General features: G+C 71.5%; 17 protein-coding genes. 5 read left to right on the forward strand and 12 right to left on the reverse strand.

All coding sequences use genetic code 11. The annotated features are described in order from the left end of the window. Positions 1-161 precede the first annotated feature (161 nt). Positions 162-626, reverse strand: coding sequence for a MarR family winged helix-turn-helix transcriptional regulator (locus tag ACSC1Q_RS05535; RefSeq protein ID WP_436757550.1), 465 nt, complete (start codon positions 624-626; stop codon positions 162-164). A 254-nt stretch (positions 627-880) separates the two neighbouring features. On the opposite strand from ACSC1Q_RS05535, the gene ACSC1Q_RS05540 reads away from it, so the two are divergent. Together ACSC1Q_RS05540 and ACSC1Q_RS05545 are read left to right on the forward strand one after the other, a co-directional pair. After that, complete coding sequence (locus tag ACSC1Q_RS05540) at positions 881-1,990, forward strand: NAD(P)/FAD-dependent oxidoreductase (RefSeq protein WP_436757551.1); 1,110 nt, start codon at positions 881-883, stop codon at positions 1,988-1,990. A 201-nt stretch (positions 1,991-2,191) separates the two neighbouring features. After that, positions 2,192-3,580, forward strand: a complete 1,389-nt coding sequence (locus ACSC1Q_RS05545; protein ID WP_436757552.1) for a S1C family serine protease — start codon at positions 2,192-2,194, stop codon at positions 3,578-3,580. A gap of 586 nt (positions 3,581-4,166) precedes the next feature. On the opposite strand, the gene ACSC1Q_RS05550 is transcribed toward ACSC1Q_RS05545, so the two are convergent. From ACSC1Q_RS05550 to ACSC1Q_RS05585, 8 genes are all read right to left on the reverse strand, one after another. Further along, positions 4,167-4,925: an RICIN domain-containing protein gene (locus tag ACSC1Q_RS05550; protein ID WP_436757553.1), complete on the reverse strand. Its 759-nt coding sequence runs from the start codon at positions 4,923-4,925 to the stop codon at positions 4,167-4,169. Positions 4,926-4,946: 21 nt separating this feature from the next. Next, positions 4,947-5,420: a glycoside hydrolase family protein gene (locus tag ACSC1Q_RS05555; RefSeq protein ID WP_436757554.1), complete on the reverse strand. Its 474-nt coding sequence runs from the start codon at positions 5,418-5,420 to the stop codon at positions 4,947-4,949. Positions 5,421-6,027: 607 nt separating this feature from the next. Next, positions 6,028-6,477, reverse strand: a complete 450-nt coding sequence (locus ACSC1Q_RS05560) for a hypothetical protein (RefSeq protein WP_436757555.1) — start codon at positions 6,475-6,477, stop codon at positions 6,028-6,030. 659 nt (positions 6,478-7,136) lie between these two features. Then, a complete protein-coding gene (locus ACSC1Q_RS05565) occupies positions 7,137-8,132 on the reverse strand; it encodes a helix-turn-helix domain-containing protein (protein WP_436757556.1) in 996 nt (331 codons plus the stop codon). Positions 8,133-8,398: 266 nt separating this feature from the next. Beyond that, positions 8,399-10,102 (reverse strand): thiol reductant ABC exporter subunit CydC, encoded by a 1,704-nt coding sequence (cydC, locus tag ACSC1Q_RS05570; RefSeq protein ID WP_436757557.1) that lies wholly within the window; start codon positions 10,100-10,102, stop codon positions 8,399-8,401. A 191-nt stretch (positions 10,103-10,293) separates the two neighbouring features. Beyond that, positions 10,294-12,192 carry a thiol reductant ABC exporter subunit CydD gene (cydD, locus tag ACSC1Q_RS05575; RefSeq protein WP_436757558.1) on the reverse strand — a complete coding sequence of 633 codons (1,899 nt, stop codon included), beginning with the start codon at positions 12,190-12,192 and terminating at the stop codon, positions 10,294-10,296. Between the two features lie 16 nt (positions 12,193-12,208). Beyond that, positions 12,209-12,979, reverse strand: coding sequence for a cytochrome d ubiquinol oxidase subunit II (locus ACSC1Q_RS05580; protein WP_436757559.1), 771 nt, complete (start codon positions 12,977-12,979; stop codon positions 12,209-12,211). An 8-nt stretch (positions 12,980-12,987) separates the two neighbouring features. After that, entirely contained in the window at positions 12,988-14,172 is a 1,185-nt protein-coding gene (locus ACSC1Q_RS05585) for a cytochrome ubiquinol oxidase subunit I (protein ID WP_436757560.1), read from the reverse strand. Positions 14,173-14,338: 166 nt separating this feature from the next. Between ACSC1Q_RS05585 and ACSC1Q_RS05590 the strand changes: the two genes are divergently transcribed. Continuing rightward, complete coding sequence (locus ACSC1Q_RS05590) at positions 14,339-14,668, forward strand: PadR family transcriptional regulator (protein WP_436757561.1); 330 nt, start codon at positions 14,339-14,341, stop codon at positions 14,666-14,668. A gap of 172 nt (positions 14,669-14,840) precedes the next feature. Here ACSC1Q_RS05590 and ACSC1Q_RS05595 read toward each other — a convergent pair whose 3' ends face one another. Then, on the reverse strand, positions 14,841-15,533 hold the full coding sequence (locus ACSC1Q_RS05595) for a permease prefix domain 1-containing protein (protein WP_436757562.1): 693 nt from the start codon (positions 15,531-15,533) through the stop codon (positions 14,841-14,843). Positions 15,534-15,699: 166 nt separating this feature from the next. Here ACSC1Q_RS05595 and ACSC1Q_RS05600 point away from each other — a divergent pair, with 166 nt between their 5' ends. Beyond that, positions 15,700-16,545, forward strand: coding sequence for an alpha/beta fold hydrolase (locus ACSC1Q_RS05600; protein ID WP_436757563.1), 846 nt, complete (start codon positions 15,700-15,702; stop codon positions 16,543-16,545). A 28-nt stretch (positions 16,546-16,573) separates the two neighbouring features. Here ACSC1Q_RS05600 and ACSC1Q_RS05605 read toward each other — a convergent pair whose 3' ends face one another. Continuing rightward, on the reverse strand, positions 16,574-17,635 hold the full coding sequence (locus ACSC1Q_RS05605) for a pentapeptide repeat-containing protein (protein ID WP_436757564.1): 1,062 nt from the start codon (positions 17,633-17,635) through the stop codon (positions 16,574-16,576). A 351-nt stretch (positions 17,636-17,986) separates the two neighbouring features. Here ACSC1Q_RS05605 and ACSC1Q_RS05610 point away from each other — a divergent pair, with 351 nt between their 5' ends. Further along, positions 17,987-18,349: a hypothetical protein gene (locus ACSC1Q_RS05610; RefSeq protein WP_436757565.1), complete on the forward strand. Its 363-nt coding sequence runs from the start codon at positions 17,987-17,989 to the stop codon at positions 18,347-18,349. 133 nt (positions 18,350-18,482) lie between these two features. On the opposite strand, the gene ACSC1Q_RS05615 is transcribed toward ACSC1Q_RS05610, so the two are convergent. Continuing rightward, positions 18,483-19,280, reverse strand: coding sequence for an MBL fold metallo-hydrolase (locus tag ACSC1Q_RS05615; protein WP_436757566.1), 798 nt, complete (start codon positions 19,278-19,280; stop codon positions 18,483-18,485). Between the last annotated feature and the right edge of the window lie 15 nt (positions 19,281-19,295).

Below are 19,295 nucleotides of genomic sequence, written 5' to 3' on the forward strand. Positions count from 1 at the left end.
GCCTTCACGCACCTGATCGACGGGCTCGCCCCTGACGAACGGGGATGTGCGCGGCGGCCGATCGACTCTCGGAGAACCCGGCTGCCCGGAGCCCGGCCGTCCAGAACCCGGCCGTCTGGAACCCGACCGTCCGGAACTCAGGCCGTCCGGAACCCGGGCGGTCAGTCCTCGGCGCAGGCCCGTTCCTCGGCCGAGGTGTTGATCCGGCTGAGCAGCCCGTGGAGCTGGACGATCTCCTCCTCGTCGAGGCCGGAGCACAGCTCCCGCTCCAGCGTCGTGAGCGCCTCCTGCACCCTGGTGAGCGCGTCGGCCCCCGCGGCGGTCATCTCCACGATGTGGCGGCGCCGGTCGGCGGGATCGCGGCGGCGCCCGGCGAGCCCGTCGCGCTCCAGGTCGTTGAGGATCGCCACCAGCACGCTGGGGTCGACCCCCAGTGCCTCGATGAGGGCCTGCTGGCCCATGGGGCCGCTCTCCTCAAGATTCATCAGCGTGATGGCGTGCCTGGGGGTGAGGCCGGTCACGCCGAGTGCCTGCCGCATGCGGACGTTCGTGACGGTGCCGTGGCGGGCCAGGAGCATGCCGAGACGATCGGTGGCCCTTGGCGCACGGATGTCCTCGACTCCCATGCCCGTACCGTAACACGGATCGAATGATCGATGAATCCAAATAGTTGACGCCCTTCAACGATATGTTAGTGTCAACGACGTGCCGGGCGCCGCATCGGTACGTACGGCCTGTTCAGACCCGTTTTGGAAGCCCTGGCCGACGTGTCCGCCGCGAGGCGACCGGGCCGACGGCTGTCCGACCCGGCGGCCGTCCGGGCCCACGGCCCGTGCCGTACCACCGTGATTCCGTACGAGAAAGAGATCGGGAACCCGAGATGAGCGATATCGCACCCGCATGGCAGCCCACCGTCGCCGTGGTCGGCGGAGGCTACGGAGGCGTCCGCGTCGCCAAGGCGCTCGACGACGTGGCCGACGTCGTGCTCGTCGAGCCCAAGGACGCCTTCGTGCACAACGTCGCCGCGCTGCGGGCCCTGGTGGACCCGACGTGGCTGCCGGGCATCTACTTCCCGTACGACACCCTGCTCGCCCGGGGCCGGGTGGTCCGCGACCGGGCCGTCAGCGTCGACTCCAAGCGCGTCGTCCTCGGTTCCGGTGAGGAGATCGCCGCCGACTACATCGTGCTCGCGACCGGCTCCTCCTACCCGTTCCCCGGCAAGAGCGACGCCGTCGACACCGAGGTCGCGCACGAGCGCTACCGGGCCTCGCACCGGGCTCTCGCGGCGGCCGACGGTGTGCTGCTGCTGGGCGCGGGCCCGGTGGGACTGGAGCTCGCCGGAGAGATCAAGGCCGTCTGGCCCGGCAAGCGCGTCACCGTCGCCGACATCGGCGACGACATCCTCCCCGGCCCGTACAAGCCCGAGCTGCGCGCCGAGCTCCGCCGCCAGCTGGACGAGCTCGGCATCGAGCTGCTGCTGGGCAGCCCGCTGCGCGAGGCGCCGCCGACCGAGCCCGGCACCGCCGCGACCTTCACCGTGACGACCGAGGCGGGCACCGAGATCACCGCCGGCATCTGGTACCGCTGCCACGGCGTCACGCCCCTCACCGGCTACCTCGCCGACGACCTGGCCCCCGCCCTCACGGCGAGGCGGTTCGTCGAGGTCACCCCCGAGCTGCGGGTGACCGGGCAGGACAGCGTCTTCGCGCTCGGCGACATCACCACCCTGGGCCCGCCGATGGCGGGGTACGCGGGAGCGCAGGCCGAGGTCGTCGCCGCGAACATCCGCGCCCTGATCACCGGCGAGGGGGAGCTGGGGGCGTACGAGCCGATGCCGCCCGTCATCGTGGTGCCGCTCGGCCCCGAGCGCGGCGCGGGTCAGCTCCCCGGCCAGGACGGCATCCTCGACGCCCCCGGCGTCGCGCGGATCAAGGGCGCGAGCCTGCTGGTCGAGCACCAGACGGCGGTCTTCGGGGTCCGCGAGGGGTAGCGGAAAAAGTTTTCGCCCGGTGATTTCGAGCGGTCGGGACCCTTGTTGAGCACGGCTGATAAAGCCGATGTCAGAGGATCCCGATCACCGCGATCAGGCCCTTAACCTGCGCTTACACGTCGTCGGGCATTGTTTTCCCTAGCCGGTGAGTACCGGTCTCCGCCCCATCTGATCGGGGCGACGTAGGACGTGGGGGAAGACATGGACCCGAACAGGAATGAGCAGCAGGACGCACCGGCCGAGGCGACCCCCGGGAACGACGGCTGGACCCAGTTCGGCAAGGTGCCGCCCCGCGCGGGCGCCTACCGCGCCGGTGCCGGCACCGGGACGCAGCCGACGCTGATCCACCCGGTGCCGGAGCGGCTCGCCGCCGAGGCGCCCGGGAGGGCCGGGGGGATCGGGGGATCCGGAGGGGCCGGGGGGCCAGGGGGATACGGGGGACCGGGGGCGGTCCCCCCGCGGCGAGGGCGGCTCACCGCCGGGCAGAAGATAGGCACCGGTCTCGCGCTGGCGGCCATGGCCGTCGGTGGCGGGGTCGCGGGGGCCTTCGTCGCGACGAGTCTCAACAGCGGTGCCGCCGCCCAGGTCTCGTCGTCCAGCCCGGTGGTGAGATCGGTCGGCAACGCGACCACGGTCGCCGACATCGCCCAGGCCGTCCAGCCCTCCGTGGTGTCGATCGAGATCAGGACCGCCGCCGGAGGGGGTGAGGGGTCCGGGGTGGTCCTCTCGGCCGACGGCCTGATCCTGACCAACAACCACGTGGTGGAGGCCGGGGGCCAGGGGGGTCCGGGCAGCCAGGTGACGGTCAAGTTCAGCGACGGGAAGTCCGCCACCGCGAAGATCATCGGAACCGACCCGGCCACCGACCTCGCGGTCATCAAGGCGGAGGGCGTCTCCGGCCTCACCAAGGCCACGATCGGCGACAGCGACCGGCTGAAGGTCGGCGACTCCGTCCTCGCCATCGGCAGCCCGCTCGGCCTGTCCGGCTCGGTCACCGCCGGGATCGTCAGCGCGCTGAACCGTACCCTGACCGTCGGCGGCGACCAGGGCCAGCAGCAGCTCCCGCCCGGCTGGGGCAGGCAGCAGCCGCAGGGCGGGAGCGGGAGCACCACCATCGGCGGCGCCATCCAGACCGACGCGGCGATCAACCCCGGCAACTCGGGAGGGGCACTGGTCAACGCGGCAGGGGAGGTGGTGGGCATCAACACCGCCATCGCCACCAACGGCGGCGAGGGCAGCATCGGTGTCGGCTTCGCCATCCCCATCACCACCGCGAACCAGGTCGCCCAGCAGCTCATCGAGAGCGGCAAGGTCTCCCACGCCTTCCTCGGCGTGAGCGTGACCGACGCCACCGGGGACGCGGGCGGCGCCCTGGTCGGCCAGGTCACCGAGGGCAGCCCCGCGGCCAAGGCGGGCATCCGGCAGGGCGACCTGATCACCAAGATCGACAACACGGCCGTGGACGAGGCGGCCACCGTGGTCGGAGCCGTCCGCGGCTTCAAGCCCGGCCAGCAGGTGACCATCGCCTACGTCCGCGACGGGCGGCCCGGCACCGTCACCGTCACCCTCGCGGAGAAGACCGGAGAGTAGGGATCTCAGGGGCGGGCGCGCCGCCGGGGCCGTGGACATGTCCACGGCCCCGGCGGCGTTCTCATTCCCACGACCCGGCGCACTGGGCCCCGCCGTCCGAGGGGTTCGAGTTAATCGGGGTCCCGGTCGCGTTCTTTTCCTTTCTCATTTTCATATGGGTGAAGGCCACTCGGCAAAAGCAGGTGCTCAGATACACGGATCCGATACGTGCGATGGAACTTACGGGACGGGTCCGTCAGCTCAAGGTTCGGGGGCGAGAGGAGGAGGCCGTCCGCCTCGTTCACGAAGAGCTGGCGATGGAGATCGACAAGGCTCGAAGCTGGGTGAAGAGCATCTGACGTTGATGGCCGGCACGGGGTGCACAGCGGATGCCTTCGTCTGCACCCCATCACAGGGCAGACTCGCGACTACCTCTCTCATACGTCCTGAGTGACCAACTGGGTGACGACGACCACGGACGGGGCCGGACGACGGTGGATCACGGTGGACCGTAAGCCCAGGTGGGGACGAGTATTGCCGATGATCCCGCCCCTGCCTGGGTTGCTTTGCAAGTAAGGTGTCACGGTCTCTCCGGTCGTGCCGGTGATCAGGACTGGACGCGGGTCCACTGCTGGTTGGTGCCGGTGCCGCGGGCGTACTGCTGGATGTCGGCGCCGTCGGCGGCCGAGGCGTCGGCGACGTCGAGGCACTTGCCGCTGTTCTGGCCGACCAGACGGAAATAGCCGTCGCCGGTCTCCTGGAACCGCCACCTCTGGTTGCCGCCGCCGTTCCACGGATACTGCTTCACCTCGGCGTTGTTCGCCGTGGAGGCGTTGACGACGTCCATCACCTTGCCGCCGTGCCGGGCCGTGATCCGGTACGCCGGTGCGACGGAACCGGAGATCACTCCGGTGGCGGTGTCGACGGTGACCTGCGAGCTCCAGCTCAGGCTCATGCTCGTGGCGGACGGGAACGTGATCGGCAGCCACACGTACTGGGAGTCGTTCACCGGGCCGCCCCACGCGCCGGCCCACCGGTCGCCCATGTAGAGGTAACTCGTCGTCGAGGTGCCCTGCACCGGCAGGACGTACGCCGGCTGGGAGCCGAACGTCGTGCCGTCGCCGGCGTCGGCCCACCCGCTCCACGGGCCGGAGACGCTGGAGGCCGTCGCGTACCTGGCCTGATTCGGGTTCCATCCGGTGGCCCCGGACGTCAGCGGGAAGTACGTGCTCCCGCGCTTGAACATGGCCGGGGCCTCGCGGTGGCCGCCGGGCCAGAGGTTGCCGACCAGGGCGCCGACGTTCAGGTAGTCGGAGGTGAGGCGGTAGATGTGCAGGTCGTAGTTCTCGTTCGCGGCCGAGATCATGTACGCGGTGCCGTTGTCGTTTTAGAGGGTGATGTCCCTGGACATGTGCTGACCCAGGGGGCGGAAGCTGCCGTGGTAGGTGTGGTCGCCGTCCACGGTCGCGGAGGAGGCGACGGCGGCGCGGGCCTGCCCGTAGTCGACGCCGTTCTCCTTGCGCATCCACATGACGTAGCGGCCGGTGGAGCCGTTGTAGATGACCTTCGGCCGTTCGATGTTGGAGACGTTCAGCTCGGCGGCCGACGTACGGGTGAGGACGTCGCGCCGGAACTCCCAGTTCCGCAGGTCGGTGGACCGGTAGACCGGGACGGCGCGGAAGGTGTTGTCGGCGTTGCGGTTCTCGCCGAACCAGTAGTAGTACGTGCCCACCTTCAGCACCCCGCCCCCGTGGGCCTGCAGCGGGTTCCCGGCGGTGTCGCGGAACTGCGTCCCGTTGGTGATCGTGACCTCGGCGGCCTGGGCGGCCTGGGCGGCCTGGGCGGCTTGGGCCGGCGCCACCGGCTGGGTGACGCGAGGCCCGCGGGAATCGTCCGGCGCAGGGACACGACAGGCACCCCTCTCCGAGGGGCGGAACGGCGTGCGATTGCGTTAGCGCTAACAATTGACGGTCCACGTCGGCCAGGGGAAAGGGGTCCTCTATGGGCGGGGACGACCGGGGCGCGTCGATGTTTCCGCTGTGTTTCCGCCGAGTGTTCACGTCACCATCGCGGATGTCAACGGACCGCGGAAATCCCGGAACGCGCATTCGCCGAGCCCGACAGACCCGGCTGGTCGAATGTGAGCGCACACGCAGATGTGGCGCCGACCTGACCTGCCGTTCCGCGGTGATCGCGGATGGTGTGCCGCACGCGTCGGCGTTCCCCGCCTCCTCGCGCCACGGTTCTCCGTCGATGAAATGTTAGCGATAACATTTCATCGCCCGAAGAAAAGGCCCGTACGGCGATCGGTGGATGGGTGGCCGGGACGGCCGCGCTCGTGCGGGCGATCCCCGTGCCGCGACTCGTCGAGGAGCGCCATCGTCCAGGATGGGAAGGGTTCGCCGCGGTGACCCCGTGCGCGGCGACGGGGAATTCCCGATCAGCCGGCCCCCTCCGCCCGGGCCACCTCAGCGGTCCGGCCAGAACTGAATATTGATGAGAGTGATGCCGACCAGATCCGGCGCCAAACTTTGGTGGCCAAGGAAACTGCGATGGATTTTGACGCGCCAGACGCGGTTCTTCTCGCCGAGGTCGAATTCCGCGCCGTAGAACGTGTCACCGGAGTGTTCGTTGACGGCGTGCACCTTTCCGGAGGTCAAACGCACGCTTCCGGACCAGGTCCTGTCCCAGGTGTCGCGAATGGGAGGGAGAGGGGGGCCGTCCCAGAGTTCGTATTTGATCAGACATCTCTCGCTGTCCATCTCGTTGATCGCGATCCCGTCGTCGGCGGCGCCGACCCATCCACCCGAGTCGGTGTCGATCTCGTCGAGTTCTCCCTCTGCCTCGATGTCCGCGACGCCGGAAAGATACTTCGGTATCTCGCGCTCGTCGATGAGTTGGGTGATGATCCTTGCCATGGTCGCCCGATGCTCCTAGAGGACGGACGCGAAGGCCCGGCCGGACGCCGGACGACGCCCGGCCAGGGGGACGCGCGTCCCCGGTGGCGATCGGAAGAGCGTTCTCCCCACGCTGTCGCGCGTTTCGGCGAAGCCGAGGTCGCGGCCGCCGGGGCAGGTCACCGGAAGCCTCCGGGGGACGCGACCCTCGGCATGGATCCTCGTGCCGTAGCGGGTCGACCGGCCGGGCCCGGACGTCCCGTCGGCGCGCGTCCAGGCTGTCGCGGGGAGGGCACGACCGGCGGCGGCGGACCCGCGACGGCGACCGAGGCGTCGACGGCCGTGGTGTGGCCACCCGCCGATCCGGCGGAACCCCTGACCGCCGACACCACGCCTGGCCAGACACGACGAACTCCGGCGCATCCCCGTCCTCCTCCGAACACGTCACCGCGAGCACGGACGAACGCCCTCGCGTCACCCCCGGCCCGCCACGGCGTCCCGGTTAGGCCGGAGACGACGGTGCGGAGTACGGGACAAGGCAAATGATCACGCAGGGCCGGTTCGCGTCGTCGTGAGGGGGGGCAGTCGCGGAGATGGTCGTTCTGGTACGTCGGAAATGCGAGCGATGTCCCGGCACGATCTTGATTCTGAGGTGAGACGAGGAGAAAGTCGTTGACTTTTCAGGCCGGGTTTCTTGTGTTCGCGGGCCCGGCGGCGCGCAGTGCGGCCTGCCGGTGTTCGATCGGTGTCACGCCGTAGCCGGCCCGGAACGCGCGGGTGAAGGAGGGGGCGTCGGCGAACCCCCAGCGGTGTGCGATGACGTGCACGGGCTGGGAGCGCAGCGCCGGGTCGGCCAGGTCGCGGTGACATCGGTCGAGGCGGCGTTGCCGTATCCAGGCGGCCACGGGCAGATCCTCGTTCTGGAACAGCCGGTTCAGCTGGCGACGGGAGATGCCGTGCGCGTCCGCGATCATCTGCGGCGTCAGGTGCGGGTCGCCGAGGTTGCCGGCGATGAACGCCCGGATTCGCAGGAGCAACGCGTGGTGGCGTGCCTCGGGGGGCACCGGCGCGTCGCCCGCCATGTGTCCCAGCAGGACGGACAGCAGGTCGAGCAGCGCCCCGCTGAACCGGTCCCCGCCCGCGACCTCGGCGCTCGAAGGAGGGGCCGCGCGGGTTATCAGGCGGGACAGGAGGTCGCCCAGGCCGTCGCCGTCGCCGATGCGGGTCCCCAGGAGTGGCTCGATCTTCTTCGGCGCGAGCGGAAGGTGCGTTCTCGGGATCGAGACCAGCACCTTACGGGCCCAGAGCGTCGGGGTGACCATGTGGCCGACGAAGGGGGTCGAGGAGTCGTAGAGGAGGAGGTCTCCCGTCCTCAGGCCCACTTCCCTGTCGGCGTAGGTCAGTCCCAGGGCTCCGCGTTGCACGAGCGCGAGGAAGTACATTTCGGGATCGCTGCGGCGGATCAGGTCCGAAGATCGTGTGGAGGTCAGGGCCGAGCAGCTGACCATGCTGACCTGCACCGACCCGTGTGCCCGCAGCCGCATCGACGCCTGGAAGTCGTCTCGGTGCTCGGACTCGATCGTGGCCGGGATGAGCGCCGTGGCGGCCAGCTCACACCAGCCGGCGAACCGCTCGGATGCGGGAAGGTCGCTGCTGTGGAAGACCAGATCTGTCAATGGGAGCCTGCCTGTGTTTTCGGGATCCTGTTCATCTTCTGGGTCGTGACCCGTGCCCGGGAAGTTTCGATCACGATACAAGAACGCTCCGTTCATGAGCCTTTTCCCGCTGAAACCGCAGCTCATGGTGATGCGAACCGCGCCGGGTCGCTGGAGGCCCCGATGTGTCCCGGCGTGATGGACGTGCCGGTGGGCGCGCGCTTTCCGGTGCATCGGGTCCGCCCCCCTGAAAAGATCCCAGCGGTCCGGGAACCGCCCGGAGGCGCTCACCGGCCTGAGGTCAGCGCCTCCGAGCGCCACAGGTCGCGGTAGTAGCCGGGGGAGGACACCAGCTCCCGGTGGGTGCCCCGCTGCGTCACCGAGCCGTTCTCCAGTACGACGATCTCGTCCATCCGCTCCAGCCCGCGCAGGCGGTGCGTGACGAGCAGTGTCGTACGACCGTGGGTGGCGTCGAGGAGATCGGCCATGAGCGCGTCCGCCGTCGTCTCGTCCAGGGCCTCGGCGGGCTCGTCCAGCAGCAGTACCGGCGGGTCGTGCAGCAGCGCCCGCGCCAGCGCCAGCCGCTGCAGCTGCCCCCCGGACACCGTGCGCCCGTCCTCCCCGAGCACCGCGTCCCAGCCGGTCCGTTCCACCCACCGGTCCAGGCGCGCCCGCCGCACCGCCTCGGCCAGTTCCTCGTCACCGGCCTCCGGGCCCGCCAGCCGCAGGTTGTCCCGTACGGACGTCTGGAACACGTACGGATCCTGCGTAAGCCCGGTCATCACCCGCCGGGTGTCGTCGGCCGCCAGCTCCCGGACGTCCACCCCGCTGACCCGGATCGTCCCCGACTCGGGTTCGACGAGGCGCATCAGGGCCGACAGCAGGGTGCTCTTGCCCGCGCCGCTGGGACCGACCAGGGCGACGCGCCTGCCGGGGGTGAGGGTCAGGCTGACGCCGTCCAGGGCCGGGGGAAGCCCGGCGCCGTGCCGGACCACCAGGTCCTCGACCTCGACGGTGGGCGGCCCGGCGGGAACCGCGACGGGAACGGCCGGCTCGGCCACCGCCGGTGGGGTGGCACCCACCTCCCTCAGGCGGCGCAGGGCGGCGAGCACCCCGGTCAGCCGCTCCCCGGCCGCGGCCATCGGCAGTATCGGCTCGAAGGACACCAGCGAGACCAGCGCGAGCACCGCGGTGGCCACGGCACCCGCCCCGGAGCTCATCGCCAGCAGGACGACGGCCGCCACGGTGAGTCCCTGGGTGAGCAGGCCCAGGGCCGAGGCGATCGCGTTCGCCCGGGACTGCCTGCGCTCCAGCGCCGCCAGCCGGGCGTCGGTCTCGGCGGCGGCGGCCAGCGCCCGCTCGTCGGCCCCGTAGGCGGCCAGGTCGGCCGCGCCGTGCACCAGGTCGGCGACCCGGGCCGCCAGGTCCGCCCGCGCGGGGGCGATCCGCGCCGACCAGCGCCGCGCGGCGGCGGCCGTGCCCGCCGGGATCAGCACCCCGGCCACCAGCAGCCCGGCCAGGAGCACCAGCGCCGCCGCCGGGAGCAGGAACAACCCGATCACCATCGCGGCCACGCCGGTGACCAGCGCCGCGACCGCCGGGAGCAGACAGCGCACGAGCAGGTCCTGCACCGCGTCGGTGTCGTCGACCATGCGGCTGAGCAGGTCGGCTCCACGCTTGTCCGACGACCCCGTGGGGATGAGCGTCCGGTAGAGCCGCTCCCTGGTCGTCGCCTGGGCCCGCAACGCCACGTCGTGACCGGCCAGGCGCTCCCCGTAGCGGAAGACGCCCTTGGTCGTCGCGAACGCCCGCACCCCGACGATCGCCACGCTCAGCGCCGCCAGCGGCGGCTGCTCGGCCGCCCTGGTGATGAGCCACGCGGCGGACCCGATCAGCCCGAGCCCGGCCAGCTCGGCCGCCGCGGCCCCGGCCGCCGCGAGGACCAGCCGCCCACCGGCCCGGCCCACCGGCCGCTCGTCCGCGCGGTCCATTGGCCGGCCGTCCGCCTGGCTTGCCTGTCGTCGGTCTGTGCGGTCTGTGTGGTCTGTGCGGTCTGCGTTATCCGCCGACCGTTCGTCCGCGCGGCCCGCTGACCGCTTGTCCGCGCGGTCCGCCGGTCGTCCGGCCGCCTCGCTCGCCGGTCGCTCGTCCGTCCAGCTCACCGGGATCCCGCTGACGTCGGTCACGAGGTGACCTCCTCTCGCGTCCCCGCCGATGCTCTGTCCCCTGCGGTCCCTGCGGTCCCTGCGGTCCCTGCGGCCCCGGAGTCTCCGGCCACCACGTCACCGGCCACCACGCGGCCGTCGGCGATCCGGATCACCCGGTCGGCCAGGTCGATCATCGCGGGCCGGTGGGCGACGATCACGGCGGTGCGGCCCTCGGCGAGGTCGCGGGTCGCGCTCACGATCGCGCCCTCGCTGCGGCCGTCGAGCCGCGCGGTCGGCTCGTCCAGCAGGAGCAGCCCGGCGTCCGGGCGGCAGAACGCGCGGGCCAGCGCGACCCGCTGCCGCTGCCCGGCCGACAGGTTCGTCCCCCGCTCGCCGAGCACGGTGTCGTAGCCCTCGGGCAGTGCCGTGACGAACTCGTCGGCCTGCGCGGCCCGTGCCGCGGCCCTGATCTCGCCGATCGCCGCGCCGGGGGCGCCGAGCCCGATGTTGTCGGCCACCGAGGTGGCGAAGAGGTGCGGGCGCTGCGGTACGAACGCCAGCCGCGCGCGCCAGGAGTCGTGATCGCCGATCTCGGCGCCGTCGACCAGCACCCTGCCCTCCGAGGGGGTGACGAAGCCGAGCAGCAGGTGGAGCAGGGTGCTCTTGCCGGCCCCGCTCTCGCCGACCAGCGCCACCCGCTCACCGGGCGCGATCACCAGCGACACGTCCTCCAGCGCGGCCTCCTCACGGTCCGGGTAACGCACCGTGACGTGCTCCAACCGGATCTCCGGCGCCCCGGCCGACCTCGGCCCTGCCTCCGGCTCAGGCCCTGGGCTCGGTCCCGCTCCCGGTCCTGGCCTCGCTCCCGGGCCCGGCGCGCTCGCCGTCACTGTCGCCGTACGCCTGCCCGCGTGCTCGTCACGCGGAAGCGGTGCCTCCGGCGTCCCAGCCGTCCCAGCCGTCCCCGTCGCCCCAGCCGCTCCCTTCGCCCCGACCGTCGCCGCCTTGCCGTCGAGTACGCCGAACGCCTCGTCGGCGGCGGCGACGCCCTCCATCGCCGCGTGGAACCTGCCGCCCATGTTGCGTAGCGGCAGGTACGCCTCCGGTGCCAGGAGCAGCACCAGCAGCGCGGCCGACAGGTCCAGGGAGCCGGACAGCAGCCGCAGGCCCACCGGGACGGCGACGAGGGCGAGCGACAGCGACGCGGCCAGCTCAAGCACCAGCGAGGACAGGAACGCCACCCGTAGCGTGCGCATCGTCGCGGCCCGGTGGGCGTCGGCCACCCGCCTGATCACCTCGGCCTGGTAGCGGGCCCTGCCGAAGGCGCGCAGCGTGGGAAGGCCCCTGACCACGTCCAGGAAGTGCCCGCCGAGGCGGGAAAGGGCCCTCCACCGGCGTTCCGTCACGGCCTTGGTGTGCATGCCGACGAGCGCCCCGAAGATCGGGATGAGCGGCAGCGTGACCAGCACGATCACCGCGCTGGCCAGGTCGGCGGCGAACAGCCGGACGAGCACCGCGATCGGCACGACGCCCGCGACCGCCACCGCGGGCAGGTAGCCCGACAGGTAGGGGTCGAGGGCGTCCAGCCCTCGGCCGGTCAGCGTCACCAGCTCCCCGGAGCGCTGGGAGGCCGGCCTGACGGGACCCAGGTCCCGAAGCCGCGCCAGCAGGCGGTGCCGCAGGGCGGACTTCACCCCGGTGGTCATCCGCCCGGCGGCGGCCCCCTGCGCCAGGGTGAGCAGTGCCCGGACCCCGACGACCAGCGCCAGCAAGATCAGGGCCGGGGCCGCGAACCGCCCGGACAGCACCCCGGCGAGCAGCTCCGCCTGGACGAGGACGAGCAGCCCGGTCAGGACGGCGGCGGCCAGGCACGCGGCCAGGTGTCGGCGGACGGCCCGCTCGCCCAGTGCCAGCCGTACAAGATCCTTGTGCATGCCAACCCTAGTGAACTCAGAAGAACGACGGAACCCGATCGGAGGCGGCGCTCCCGGGACGGAACGTCCGCCATACCCATACTTGCGCACCCACCATGACCGGTGCGAAGGGCAGAATCATGACACTGAGCACACTTAGCGTCCCGGCGGGCGCCGTACGGCCGAGCAGCCAGGGGGCGAGTACGGCGAGCAGCACCGCGACGGGCGCGGCGGCGGCGCACGCGGAGAGCAGGAACGCCCGGCCGGTGCGGCGCGCGCGGGTCACCCGCCCGGCCAGCCGCCACGCGACGAACGTCCAGCCGTGGAAGGCGAGCAGCGCGGCCACCACCAGCCCGCCCAGCAGTCCCGGCAGGGTGATCGCGGACCCCGTCAGGCCGCCGGCCACCGCGACCAGGGCCATGCCCCAGCTCAGCGCCAGGCCGTACGAGCCGACGGCGATCGCCCAGTCCCAGGTCGCCCGCCACGCGCTCCCGTCGGCGCGGCGGCGGAACCAGAGCCCGGCGTCGCGGATGATCCACGACACCAGCAGGGAGACCACCAGCGGGTAGAGACCGAACAGCACGTCCCCCTCGATCGAGGGGAAGACGCCGAACAGCACGCCCGCCACGGCCACCAGCCACACCTCGTTGGCCAGGACGAACGGCGCCATCGCGGCGACGATCTCGTCCCGGTCCTTCCGTGTCCCGCCGAGTACGGGCAGCAGCATGCCCACGCCGATGTCGAAGCCCTCCAGGGCGAAGTAGCCGATCAGCAGGAGTGCGAACACGCCGAGCCAGAGGATGTCCACGATCTCTCCTAGTGGCTGAGCGCGTGCGCGCGCTCGGGGGGGTCGGCCGGCGCGTCCGCGCCGAGGGTGACGGCGGCGGGCCCGCGCCGCACGGTACGAGCGATCAGCACGTAGTCGATCACCGCGAGCAGGGCGAGCACGCCGCCGAAGGCGATGAGCGAGACGGTGACCATCCCGGAGGTGAGCCCGGGGGACATGGCGTCGGCGACGGTCAGCTTCCCGTTGACCATCCACGGCTGCCGGCCGGACTCCCTGGCCAGCCAGCCGAGGATCGCCGCCACGAACGGCAGCGGGGTGATCGCCATCAGCACGGGGTGCGTCCAGCGCCAGCGCGGCAGCCAGTACACGGTCGGCGCCAGCACGAACATGACGATGAGCTGGAGCAGCTGGCCAATCATGATCATGAAGCCGAGTCCCAGCCCGGCGAGGCCACCGCCGTCGAACTTGCCCGGCTGGAACTGGCCGATCACCCCGAACTGGGCGTAGCCGAAGCCGACCGTGATCAGCGAGCCGGCCAGCGAGGTGATCACTCCCGTGCGGAGCGAGCTCGTGAAGAACTCCCGCTCGGCGGTGCGCCGGAACAGCTGGTACGCGCTGGCCCCCATCACCACGAAACCGCCGGTCCACAGGCCCGCGCCGAGCACGTGCGGCAGCGCCATGGTCAGCGTCGGGTTGGTGAGCAGCGCGCCGAAGTCGGTCAGGACCAGGTGGCCGTCGCGCTCCACGGCTCCGGCCGGGTTCTGCAGGAACGAGTTGGCCACCATGATCCAGAAGGCGGAGGCGTAGGCGGTCAGCGTCACCACCCAGATGCACGCCACGTGGAGCCACCTGGGCAGCCGGTGCCAGCCGAAGATCCACAGGCCCAGGAAGGTGGACTCCAGGAAGAACGCGCCGAGTGTCTCGATCGCGAGCGGCGCGCCGAAGATGTCCCCCGCGTAGTGCGAGAGGCCGCTCCAGTTCATCCCGAACTGGAACTCCATCACCAGCCCGGTGAGGATGCCGAGCGCGTAGTTGATCACGTAGATCTGGCCCCAGAAGCGGGTCACCCGTTCGTGGACCGGCTTGCCGGTGACGGCGTAGCGGGTGTGCGTGATCGCGATCAGGGGGGCCAGGCCCAGGGTCAGCACGACGAACAGGAAGTGGAGGCTCCCTGTCACGGCGAACTGTGTCCGGGCCAGGTCGAGCACGTCCACGGTCTCACCTCCTTTGTTGTGTCTGTCTACCTGTAGGCACTCTACATGTAGAACGGCTACATGTAGCATGGCTATACGAGAGGTAGGCTGACGACGTGAGCGAGCGAAGCGAACGAACCGCCGGGTGCGGTGACACGGGATCCGTCCGGCGGGCGGAGGTGGCCGCGTGAACGCCGACGCGCTCCGCGGGCACATGGAAGCCCTGCTGCTCTCCGTGCTGGAGCACGAGCCGCTGCACGGCTACGCGATCATCGAGGCGCTCCAGGCGCGCAGCGGCGGCACGCTGAACGTGCCGACGGGCACGGTCTACCCGGCGCTGCGACGGCTGGAGCAGGCGGGATACCTGGCCAGCGAGTGGGCCACGGTGAGCGGGCGCAAGCGGCGCACCTACCGGCTGACCTCCTCGGGGCGCACGGCCCTCGCCGGTGAGCGCTCCGCCTGGCGGGAGTTCGCCGGAGTCATCGGCAGCGTCCTGGAACCGCGTACCACCCGCTGACGCCCCCGGAGCCGCCGGTGATCGGGTGGTGGAGGGATCCGGGTTCGCGCCGGGCCACGCCCGTGCCGACCGGGATGTGCCGACCGGGACGCGCTAGGCCGGGCTCAGACGATCACGGGGTCCAGGCGGTCGCGAGGCTAGGGCGATCACGGGGTCCAGACGATCGCGGGGCTCAGGTGGTCACGACGGGGGCGGGCACGCGCCGGGTGATGCTCAGGCAGCGGGAGGCGCAGTACAGCTGCACGGCCCAGATCGCGTAGCTCACCAGCGACGCGACGGTCCCCGGCGGATAGTGGCTGAAATCGGCGTAATCCTGGGAGCCGAACATCAGCGCCCCGCACGACACGAGCATGACCGGCAGCATCGCCCAGACGAACAGGCCCAGGAATCGGGTGACGAGCCGGGGCCGCCTGATCCTGCGCAGGCCGCGGCCCAGCGCGAGCAACGCGAGCCCGCCGACCAGGCCGATGAACATCTGGAGCATGTCCACGCCACGGGCGACCAGGACGAACCAGTCGGGCATGGTCTCGTACGCCGCCGGGGCGGCGGGAAAGATCTTCCAGATCACGTTCCACATGATCGCGGTGAGCGGCACGGTGACGAACAGCAGGACGGCCAGCCTCCGGCCCGCCGACTTGGACAGCTCCTCCTGGTAGCCGGGCGCGATCTCGCGGATCGTCCCGAACTCCTCGACCGCGGCCCGCTCGGCCTCGTCACGCCTCAGGCCGTCGCCTTCCAGCGCCTCGGCACTGTCGAGCAGGCTGTCGCGCGCCTCGGTGATCATGTCGAGCTTCGGTCTCCGGGGACCTCTGAGAGTACGGCTGAGCCCGGTCACGTAATCCTCGATGACCCCGGTGCCTGCCATATGCTCTCCAGTCGCCCGATTTCCATCCAGGGTATGCGTTTCCCATCCTGGTGTCCCGGCCAGGACGCGCACATCGGGGACCACCCTGAGAAGACCCCGAGCCGACCGGCACTCACCTGCGAATACGCTCTAATCCAGCCACACCGGCGGGAGGGAGGGGTACGGCGTGAGGATCAGAGGCCCGGAGGTGCGGGAGGGCACGCTCGCCAACGGCCTGCCGTACTACGCCTTCGGCACCGGCGCGCCGCTCGTCGTGCTGCGCTGGTTCACCCCCGCCCACGCGAACCCGGCCGGGCTGGCGCGCGGCGCGGAGCTGCGGATACTGGCCCCGCTGGCCCGCCACTTCCGGCTGTACGCCGTGGGCCGCGCTCCCGGCATGGCCCAGGGAACCACCATGGCCGACATCGCCGCCCGGCACGCCGAGGCGCTCCGCGCGGAGTTCGGCGGCCCGGTCGACGTGATGGGCCTGTCGTCGGGAGGCTCGGTGGCACTGCAGCTGGCGGCCGACCATCCGGACGTGGTGCGCGCGCTGGTCGTGGCCGGGGCGGCGCACCGGCTCACGCCGAGCGTCAGGCGGATCCAGCGCCGCTACACCGAGGCGGTCGCCGCCGGGCGGCGCGGCCTGCAGCACCAGGCGGTCACGGCCGCCGCCTCGCCCATCGGGCGGGCCCTGGCCGGGATGCTGCTGTGGCTGCTGGACCCGCTGGTGCGGCCCGGCGACCCCCGTGACATGCTCGCCTTCGCCCGCGCGGAGGACGGGTTCGACCTGACCGGGCGCCTGGCCGACGTCGTCGCCCCCACCCTGGTCCTGGGCGGGGAGCGGGACCTCGACTATCCGGTCGAGCTCTTCAGGGAGACCGCCGAGGGGATCCGCGACAGCCGTCTGATCACCTATCCCGGCCTCGGCCACCTGGGGACGTTCCGCAGCGGCCGGTTCGCCGCCGACGTCACGGCCTTCCTGGCCGGAACCGGCCCGGAGGGACCGGGAGAGACCGCTCGTACGACCTCCTAGCCTTTACGGACTCATCGCCTTTACGGGCTCATCCGTGGTCGGCGGCGCGCCACAGGGACCACCAGCGCAGCCCGAACCGGGTGCCGCGCGGGACGACGGCGAGCGCGCAGCCGCTCATCCTGAGCCCCTCGGGATGGCGGATGCCGGTGAAGAGGCAGGTGCTGAGGTCCAGGTCGGCGAGCTCCAGCTCCTCCGCGTCCACCTCGTGCAGCGAGGTCACCCGGGCGCCCTCCCGGCCCCGCACCGTGGCGGGGCCGTGCAGGGTCGCCCCCTCAAGGTCGGCCTCGGCGTCGTCGAGCCGGACGTTCAGCCGCCCGCCCACCTCCAGGCGCCGCAGGTCCACCGAGCACCCGCCCGTGGTCACGTCGAGGCCCTTGCCCGCCCACGCCCCGGCGAGGGTGAGGTGGCGGCCGACCGAGATCGGCGCCAGGTAGCCGCCCGCCGAGAAGCGCGCCCCGTCGAACCCGGCCAGCCCGCCGAAGCTCGTCTTGCGGAAGGACACCGTACGGCGGAACCTGCACCCTCTCAGGGTCGCGTCGCCCGCGAAGCCGGTGCCGTCGAAGGTGACGAATCCATGGAAATCCGCGCATTCGAACGACGCGGTCCGGTTGAAGAGAGCGCCCCCGAACAGGGCGTCACCGTCGATGGAGACCCGGTCGAAGGCCGCGTGCCCGGTGATGGCGACTCCGTGCAGGGACAGCCCCCGGTCGAACCTGGCCTCCCTGAAGGAAACGTTGCGCGCGAAACGGGCGTCGAAGAACGAGGCGAGACGCCGGAAGTGCGCGTGGTCGAACGAGACGTCCCCGCCGAACGCGATGTCGCCGAACCGCACGTTCTCGGGAAAGGTCGCCCAGTCGAACCTGGCCCGGCCCAGGCGTCCCCGGGTCGCGCCGAGGATGCGCTCCAGCAGGTCCCTGCCGACGACGGTGGCCCGCAGGTCGACGGCGGAACCGGGGGAGAGGCCGCGGACGACCTCGTCGAGCTCGGCGGCGCCCAGATGGGCCAGGCACCGGCCGTACGGCTGCCGCGCGGATCCGGCGCACTCCGGGGAGGCGGCGCAGGTGACCCAACCCACGTCCAGAGTTCTCATATTCCAGTGATACCCGCAGACGGCGGGGCAAGCGGCCTCCAAGTCAAGGAAAGCCACAACTGGCCGGGCCGAATAGCCATGAAGTGTCAACATTTACGATTTCAGCCTCTATCCACGCGTATACGAGTCCCCTGCTACGCCAGGCGCGGGCGACGCCGGGCCTGACCGGCAGCCCGGCCCCGACCAGCCCGCCGGCCCTCGGCGGCCTCTTCCGCGCGAAGACCGCTTCGAGCTGGTCGCCCACGGTCGCGACGGCTGGCAGGTGGCGAGCGTCACCGTGGGGGAGCGGTCCGGCTGCTTCGTGGTCTCGCCGCCCTCGGTGGGGATCACGGCCCGGATGGTGAACGCCGAGTGAACGCGACGACGTTTCGAGACCTTGGGCCGGGGGCCCGGCCGTGCGGGTGGCGTGGCCGCTCGCACCGGACGGCGGGACAGAATGACCGGCGCCGCGCCGGCCCGGCTCCGGATCCCTACGTCATCGCCCACGCCGACGAGGTCGCACCGCGACCCCTGCGCTTCACCCGGTGCCCGCTCGGCGGGCTGCGGCTCGCCTACGAAGACCCGCGCCGGGGCGACATGGCCCACGGGGTGCTGCGCGTCCGCGTCCTGAACAGCCGGCGAGGGGCACCGCAGTGGCGCAGGCTCAACACGCTGCGCCGGTGGCGCTGCATGGAGAAGCCGCTGTGCTTCCCCGAGCACTGGCCACACAGCTGATCGTCCGGGTTCACGACCTCCAGCCGGCGCCCCACCTGGCCCACCGGGAGTGAGGGTGGAGGGCGATCCTTTCCCGGACGGTGCTCCCTATCGGCGGCGCCCTGTTCGAGGGCGGTCCGCACCGTGTCCGGGATCAGCGGTAGCGGGCCAGTTCCCACGGGTCGTGGGCGCTGAAGACCGAGACCTCGTCGCCGTGGTCGCGGACGAGCTCGCGCAGCCTGGCCTGGGTGCCGAGTCGCAGGTCGCGGTGGACTTCCGAGCGGGTCTGCACGATGTCGAGCAGGGGGTGCGGGTGCGGATCGGTCTCCAGTTCCCGGTGGTAGTAGTAGGCGTCGCCGCAGTGCAGGAGCCAGCGGTCGCCTTCGCGTACGGCGACTCCGGTGTGGCCGGCGGTGTGACCGCCGAGCGGGACCAGCCGGATCTCCGGTGGCAGGCCCTTCGGCTGGACGGAGGTGAACCCGAACCACTCCTCGCCCGGTTCGGGGGTGTAGGGAACCCACCTCGGGTTGTGTGCCCAGTGGGCCGGGCGGTAGCGGGAGCCGGGCACCTCGGCGGTCGCCGCTTCGAGCTCGGCGGCGAGGACGTGGACCTGGGCGTCGGGGAAGTCGGGCAGGCCACCGCAGTGGTCGACGTCGAGGTGGGTCACGATGATGTGGCGTACGTCGCCGGGTGAGTATCCCAGCAGGGCGACCTGGCGTACGGCGGTCTCCTCCTCGGCCAGTACGGGCTGGACCATCTCGACCCAGCCGGCGTCGAGGATGTCGCCCGGACCGCGGACGTCGTCGAGGCCGAGGCCGGTCTCGACGAGGACGAGTCCGTCGGAGTCGGTCTCGACCAGCAGGCAGTGGTTGACGGCGTGCGCGGGAGGCGGGCCTTCGTAGGTGGCCTCGATCTGCCGTACGGACCCGCAGTTGAGGTGGTGGATGTTCATGGCGGATAGCATGCG

This window comes from Streptosporangium heterodermiicola (assembly GCF_051390675.1).
Lineage (GTDB): Bacteria > Actinomycetota > Actinomycetes > Streptosporangiales > Streptosporangiaceae > Streptosporangium.

Bases quoted from the DNA above. Each gene is read 5' to 3' on its own strand.
- ACSC1Q_RS05535 (WP_436757550.1), bottom strand. From the start codon at position 626: ATGGGAGTCGAGGACATCCGTGCGCCAAGGGCCACCGATCGTCTCGGC.
- ACSC1Q_RS05540 (WP_436757551.1), top strand. From the start codon at position 881: ATGAGCGATATCGCACCCGCATGGCAGCCCACCGTCGCCGTGGTCGGC.
- ACSC1Q_RS05545 (WP_436757552.1), top strand. From the start codon at position 2,192: ATGGACCCGAACAGGAATGAGCAGCAGGACGCACCGGCCGAGGCGACC.
- ACSC1Q_RS05550 (WP_436757553.1), bottom strand. From the start codon at position 4,925: ATGATCTCGGCCGCGAACGAGAACTACGACCTGCACATCTACCGCCTC.
- ACSC1Q_RS05560 (WP_436757555.1), bottom strand. From the start codon at position 6,477: ATGGCAAGGATCATCACCCAACTCATCGACGAGCGCGAGATACCGAAG.
- cydC (WP_436757557.1), bottom strand. From the start codon at position 10,102: ATGGACCGCGCGGACGAGCGGCCGGTGGGCCGGGCCGGTGGGCGGCTG.
- cydD (WP_436757558.1), bottom strand. From the start codon at position 12,192: ATGCACAAGGATCTTGTACGGCTGGCACTGGGCGAGCGGGCCGTCCGC.
- ACSC1Q_RS05595 (WP_436757562.1), bottom strand. From the start codon at position 15,533: ATGGCAGGCACCGGGGTCATCGAGGATTACGTGACCGGGCTCAGCCGT.
- ACSC1Q_RS05605 (WP_436757564.1), bottom strand. From the start codon at position 17,635: ATGAGAACTCTGGACGTGGGTTGGGTCACCTGCGCCGCCTCCCCGGAG.
- ACSC1Q_RS05615 (WP_436757566.1), bottom strand. From the start codon at position 19,280: ATGAACATCCACCACCTCAACTGCGGGTCCGTACGGCAGATCGAGGCC.